This is a genomic window from Saccharomonospora iraqiensis subsp. iraqiensis (assembly GCF_000430445.1).
GTDB classification, from domain to species: Bacteria; Actinomycetota; Actinomycetes; order Mycobacteriales; family Pseudonocardiaceae; genus Saccharomonospora; species Saccharomonospora iraqiensis.
Map to the genome: position 1 here is coordinate 1 of NZ_KE387083.1, position 5,705 is coordinate 5,705.

General features: G+C 73.4%; 7 protein-coding genes. 3 read left to right on the top strand and 4 right to left on the bottom strand.

Going from position 1 to position 5,705, the window contains the following annotated elements; genetic code table 11:
* From ACTIR_RS0109535 to ACTIR_RS0109550, 4 genes are all read right to left on the bottom strand, one after another.
* A partial coding sequence (locus ACTIR_RS0109535; RefSeq protein WP_026454093.1) for an ATP-dependent DNA helicase occupies nucleotides 1–1,215 on the bottom strand: 1,215 nt, incomplete at its 3' end.
* A 168-nt stretch (nucleotides 1,216–1,383) separates the two neighbouring features.
* Complete coding sequence (locus tag ACTIR_RS0109540) at nucleotides 1,384–2,316, bottom strand: sugar kinase (protein ID WP_026454094.1); 933 nt, start codon at nucleotides 2,314–2,316, stop codon at nucleotides 1,384–1,386.
* Entirely contained in the window at nucleotides 2,313–2,885 is a 573-nt protein-coding gene (locus ACTIR_RS0109545) for a nicotinamidase (protein ID WP_026454095.1), read from the bottom strand. Before ACTIR_RS0109545 ends, ACTIR_RS0109540 begins: the two co-directional genes overlap by 4 nt.
* A gap of 55 nt (nucleotides 2,886–2,940) precedes the next feature.
* On the bottom strand, nucleotides 2,941–4,272 hold the full coding sequence (locus tag ACTIR_RS0109550; RefSeq protein ID WP_052583802.1) for a nicotinate phosphoribosyltransferase: 1,332 nt from the start codon (nucleotides 4,270–4,272) through the stop codon (nucleotides 2,941–2,943).
* Between the two features lie 117 nt (nucleotides 4,273–4,389).
* Here ACTIR_RS0109550 and clpS point away from each other — a divergent pair, with 117 nt between their 5' ends.
* The 3 genes from clpS to ACTIR_RS22535 form a co-directional block, all read left to right on the top strand.
* Nucleotides 4,390–4,674: an ATP-dependent Clp protease adapter ClpS gene (gene clpS / locus ACTIR_RS0109555; RefSeq protein ID WP_019808141.1), complete on the top strand. Its 285-nt coding sequence runs from the start codon at nucleotides 4,390–4,392 to the stop codon at nucleotides 4,672–4,674.
* The gene (locus ACTIR_RS0109560; RefSeq protein ID WP_026454097.1) at nucleotides 4,671–5,228 is read left to right on the top strand and encodes a DUF2017 domain-containing protein; all 558 of its coding nucleotides are present in this window, start codon (nucleotides 4,671–4,673) and stop codon (nucleotides 5,226–5,228) included. The genes clpS and ACTIR_RS0109560 overlap by 4 nt, the downstream gene beginning before the upstream one ends.
* Before the next feature lie 58 nt (nucleotides 5,229–5,286).
* Nucleotides 5,287–5,705, top strand: a 419-nt coding sequence (locus tag ACTIR_RS22535) for a P1 family peptidase (protein ID WP_199285597.1), incomplete at its 3' end; no start/stop codon positions are given.

Here is a 5,705-nt window from a genome sequence, read left to right on the forward strand (position 1 = left end):
GCCGAACACGCGCTCCCGCAGCAGCCCGCCCACCCCGAGCGGCGCGACGTGCAGTGCGGGCGGGCGCGGGTTGTGCTCCCCGCCGGAACGCCACACGACATCGGTGCGCCCGCCCTCGTCGGCGTCGAACGCGTCCAGCAGCCGCACGGCCGTGTCGTGGATCTCGTCCAGTGCCGACCGGGCGACCTTGCGGGCGGTGGCCTCCTCCACGTCCTCCCGCCGTTCCGACCCGAGCGCGGTGACACAGGCGTGGGCCGCGTCGCGCACCGCCGCCACGGCGCCGCCGAGCGCGGTGGGCAGTTCGTCGAGCCGTCCGGACGGCATCTCCTGCAGCACCAGGGAGAGGCCCTCACCCGCCTCCAGCAGCCGGTCGGCGATCCCGGAGTCGATCAGTCGGCCGCACCGCCTGGTCGCGGTCGAGATCATGGCGGGGGTGAGTTCGGCGGTGGCTGCGGAGGTGACCCGGTCGACCAGTTCGTGCGCCTCGTCGATGACGGTGAGGTCGTGCTCGGGCAGTACCTGGTGCTCCTGCAGCGCGTCGATCGCCAGCAGTGCGTGGTTGGTGACCACGATGTCGGCCCGGCCCGCCTCGCCGCGGGCCTGTTCGGCGAAGCAGTCGTCCCCGACCGGGCAGCGGTGCGCCCCCAGGCACTCCTGGGCGGTCACCGACACCTGCCGCCACGCCTGGTCGGACACACCCGGCACCAGCTCGTCGCGGTCCCCGGTGTCGGTCTCCGAGGACCACTCGTGCAGCCGCTTGACCTCCCGGCCGATCCGGGAGACGGCGAACGGATCGAACAGTCCCGTGTCCTCCGGCTCCTCCGGCGCGCCGGTGTGCACCCGGTGCAGGCACAGGTAGTTGCGCCTGCCCTTGAGGATCGCGAACGTGGGCTCGCGGCCGAGCGGGCCGGCGAGCGCGCTGGCCAGTCGGGGCAGGTCCCGGTCGACGAGTTGTCGCTGGAGGGCGATGGTCGCGGTGGACACGACCACCGTGGCCCCGGCGGCGACGGCGTGCCGGATCGCGGGCACCAGGTAGGCCAGTGACTTGCCCGTGCCGGTTCCGGCCTGCACCGCCAGGTGTTCCCCGGTGCGGAGGGTGTCGGTCACGGCCTCGGCCATGCGCACCTGGCCCTCGCGCTCGGTGCCGCCCACCGCGTCGACGGCGTGGGCGAGGAGGTCACGGACGCTCGGCAGGTCCGAAGGGTCGCCGGTCACGGCACCACACGGTACCGCCCGGGGGTGGCGGTCCCGGGCGTGCCTCGCCGGGGACTCCGCCGAGCGTCGACTCGCAGGCCTGGAGCGTCGACTCGCGGGTGTGGAGTGGCGACTCGCGGGCCTGGAGTGGCGACTCGCGGGTGTGGGGTGGCGACTCGCCGGGGGTGGTCAGCGGCGGGTGAGGGTCTGGAGTTCCTCGCGGTCGGGGAGGCCGATCGAGTCGCCCGGGACCGAGAGGGAGAAGGCGCGGCAGGCGGCGGCCGTGCGCAGCCTGCGCTCCGGGGGCGCGTCGGTGAGCAGGTCGGCGAGGTATCCCGCCACGAAGGCGTCGTCGGCGCCGTCGGTGTCCACCGACCGCACCGGGTAACTGGGCACGTCGTAGGGCGAACCGTGCAGCTCGGCGACGGCGCCGCGGGGGCCGAGCTTGACGACCACCTGCTCGGGGCCGATCCCGGCCAGTGCGGAGGCCAGTTCGCCGGGTTCACCCTCGAAGCCGAGCAGCCGCACGGCGTCGTCCCCGGCGAACACGATGGTCGACATGGACGCCAGGTCGTACAGGATGTCGGCCGCGTCGTCCGGATACCAGAGCGCGTGGCTGTAGCGGATGTCGAGCGAGACGGGGACGCCGGCGTCGCGGGCCACCTCCACGGCCGCGAACGCCGTCTTCGCGGCCGAGTCGGACAGGCCGGGGGTCAACCCGCTCAGGTGCAGCACCCCGGCCGAGCGGATGCTGTCCTCCGGGATGTCCTCCGGGCACAGCCGGGTGCCCGCGCTGGCGTTGCGGTAGAACGACGCGCGGGCGACGTCGGTGTTGCGGAAGTCCTTGAGCACCAGTCCGGTCGGTGCCTGCCGGTCGGTGCGCACCGCCGAGGCGTCGACCCCCTCCTCCCGCAGGCGGAGCAGGGCCAGCGCGCCGGGTTCGTCGGCACCGACCCGGCCGGCCCAGGCGGTGTCCACGCCGAGCCGGGCCGCGCCGATCGCGACGACCGCCTCCGAGCCCGCGATGCCCACGCCCACGGACATGGCGTGCCGCAGCTTGCCGGAGGTGGTACCGAACGCGGCCAGCACCTCGCCGAAGGTCAGCAGCCCACCCGGTCTCACGCGGCGACCCTCGGACTGCCCGCCACGGTGACACCAGCCCGGTCGAGTTCGGCCAGTGCGGTGTCCACGGTGGAGCGGGACACCCCGGCGGTCAGGTCGGCCAGCACCCGGGTGCGCAGCCCGGTGCGGGCCGCGTCCAGCGCGGTGGCCCGGACACAGTGGTCGGTGGCGATCCCCACGACGTCCACCGAGTCGACCCCCCGCCGGGTGAGCCAGTCCGCGAGCCGCTCACCCGTGTCGGTCTCGCCGTCGAAGCCGGAGTAGCCGTCGCTGTACTGACCCTTGGAGAACACCGCCTCGATCGGGGCGACGTCCAGCCGGGGATGGAACGACGCCCCGGGCGTGTCGGCGACGCAGTGCCGCGGCCACGACCGGACGTAGTCGGGGTCGTCGGAGAAGTGCGCCCCGGGGTCGATGTGGTAGTCCCGGGTGGCCACGACGTGGCCGTACCCGTCGGCACGCAGGTGCGCCGAGACGTCCTCGGCGACCGCGGCTCCCCCGGACACCGCGAGCGAACCTCCCTCGCAGAAGTCGTTCTGCACGTCCACCACGATCAGCGCGGTAGCCATGTCCACTCCCTCCGACGCCGACGGACCGAAGAGCCTACCGGGTGTGCCACGTGCCCTACAGGAACGTCGTGGGGATCGCGGGGTCACCGCCGGACAGCTTCAGCCCCTCCCACGGCAGACTCACCAGCGCACGCCGCAGCCGGTGCCGTGCATCCTCCAGGGTGGGCAGGTCCGGCACCGGTTGTCCAGCGCGGAGCAGGGCGAGGTGCAGGTCCCGGTCGTCCGGGCGCGCCTGCGGGGGGTGGGCGGTCGGGTGGACGACCTCCTCCAGCGCGGTCCCGGTGGGCTTGTGCCTGCGCACGGCGGATTTCCGGCCGCCCCGGGACGCCTTGTGCTCGCTGCGCTTGGCGACCGGGCGGCCCTGCACCTCGACCAGCTTGTAGACCATGCCCGCCGTGGGGGCGCCCGATCCGGTGACCACCGAGGTGCCCACGCCGTAGGCGTCGACCGGCTCGGCACGCAGGGCGGCGATGGCGTGCTCGTCGAGGTCGCCGGACACGACGATGCGGGTGTCCGTGGCACCGAGCTTGTCCAGCTGTTCCCGCGCCTGGCGGGCGAGCACCCCGACGTCGCCGGAGTCGATGCGGATCGCCCCCAGTTCGGGCCCCGCCACCCGCACCGCGGTCTCGATCCCCCCGGTGATGTCGTAGGTGTCCACGAGCAGGGTGGTGTCGGTGCCCATCCGTTCGATCTGCGCGCGGAACGCCTCCTCCTCGCTGTCGTGCAGCAGCATGAACGCGTGCGCGACCGTGCCTCTGGTCGGGATGCCGTACCGGCGTCCGGCCTCGAGGTTCGAGGTCGTGGCGAAGCCACCGAGGTAGGCCGCACGGGCGGCGGCGACGGCGGCGGACTCGTGCGTGCGCCTGCCGCCCATCTCGATGATCGGCCTGCCGTTGGCCGCGGCGGACATCCGGGCCGCGGCGGAGGCGATCGCGCTGTCGTGGTTGAGGATCGACAGGGTCAGCGTCTCCAGCAGGACCGACTCGGCGAACGTGCCGCGCACGGTCAGGATCGGGGACCCGGGGAAGTACAGCTCACCCTCCGGATAGCCGTCGATGTCCCCGGTGAAGCGGTACCCGGCCAGCCAGTCCAGGGTGTCGTCGGCCACCACCCCGGTCTCGCGGAGCTGGGTGAGTTCGGCGTCGGTGAACCGGAAGTCGGCGATGGCGTCGAGCAGCCGGTCGATGCCCGCCACGACGCCGTAGCGGCGCCCGGCGGGCAGGCTGCGCGCGAAGACCTCGAACACACAGTCGCGCTCGCCCGTCCCGTCGCGCAACGCGCTGCTCAGCATGGTGAGTTCGTAGTGGTCGGTCAGCAACGCGGTGCTGCCACCACCGGTACCGCCGGCACCCCCGGTACCGCCGGTCGTGTTCGTCGTGGAGGACATACCCGGCAACCCTATTCCGGTCGCGGGGATCCGCGATCCGGGCCGGGGTCACGCACCCCCCGCCCGGGGACCGACCTCGCGGGGCGACGCCGTCGGCGTCCGTGACACCATGGGACCATGACCACGCCTGTCGAGGCCGAAGAATCACTCGGGGCGCAGCAGGGCGCCGAGGACAGACCGTGGCAGACCATCGTGTGGAACGACCCGGTCAACCTCATGTCCTATGTGACCTACGTGTTCCAGCGACTGTTCGGCTACAGCCGCGAGCACGCCACGAAGCTGATGCTCGACGTGCACCACAAGGGCAGGGCCGTCGTGTCGTCGGGAAGCAAGGAGAAGGTGGAGGGCGACGTCGCGAAACTCCACGCGGCGGGCCTCTGGGCGACCATGGAACAACCGTGAGGGGATGGCGCCGCGAGCGCGGCACGGTACGTGGCGGTTTCGAGCAGCAGGAGGCCGCCGTGGTGCGGGGGCTGGTCCGTCAGATCGACGAGATGCTGCGCGCCCGCTCCGACGAGGCACCGCAGGACGAGCTGGCGGAGCTGACCGGGATGCGGACGGGCCCCGCGGAGTCCCCCGACGACCCGGTGCTGGGCCGGTTGTTGCCCGATTTCCACCGGCTGGACCCGGACAACCCGACGCGGGAGGACCTCGACTCCGCGGCCGCCCTGCGCTCCCTGCACGAGCCGGAGGTGCTGGACGCCAAGATCGGTGTCGCCGCCGTCGTGCTGGAGACCCTGCCGCCCGACGGCGGTGAGGTGCGGTTGGACGACGACCAGGCCGACGCCTGGCTGTCGGCGCTCAACGACGTGCGGCTGGCGCTCGGCACCGCGCTCGACGTCACCGACGACATGCCGGACGAGCTGCCGGAGGACGACCCCCGCTCGCCCCACCTGAGCGTCTACCACTGGTTGACCTGGGTGCAGGAGAGCCTGGTCCAGGCCCTCACCGAATGACCGGGTCACCGACGGGACGCACGCCACGGGACCGGGGGCGACCGGGGGAGGACCGACGATGACGGCCGACGGCGCGGCGGGCCACGACGACCGCGGGGACCACCCCCGGCACAACGCGCTCACCGACGTGCCCGGCGTTCTGGTGGGGCACCACCAACGGTTGGGCCACGGCTGGGCGACCGGAACCACGGTCGTGCTGCCGCCGCGGGGTACGACCGGTGCGGTGGACCAGCGCGGCGGTGCGCCCGGGACGCGGGAGACCGACCTCCTCGCGCCGGAGAACCTCGTCGGACAGGTCGACGCGGTGTGCCTGTCCGGGGGCAGCGCCTACGGGCTCGCCGCCGCCGACGGCGTGATGCGGTGGCTGGCCGCCGGGCACCGCGGTTTCCGCGTCGGTGCCGCCCCGCACGAGGTGGTGCCGATCGTGCCGGGGGCGGTGGTGTTCGACCTGCCGCGCGGGGAGTGGGGAAACCGGCC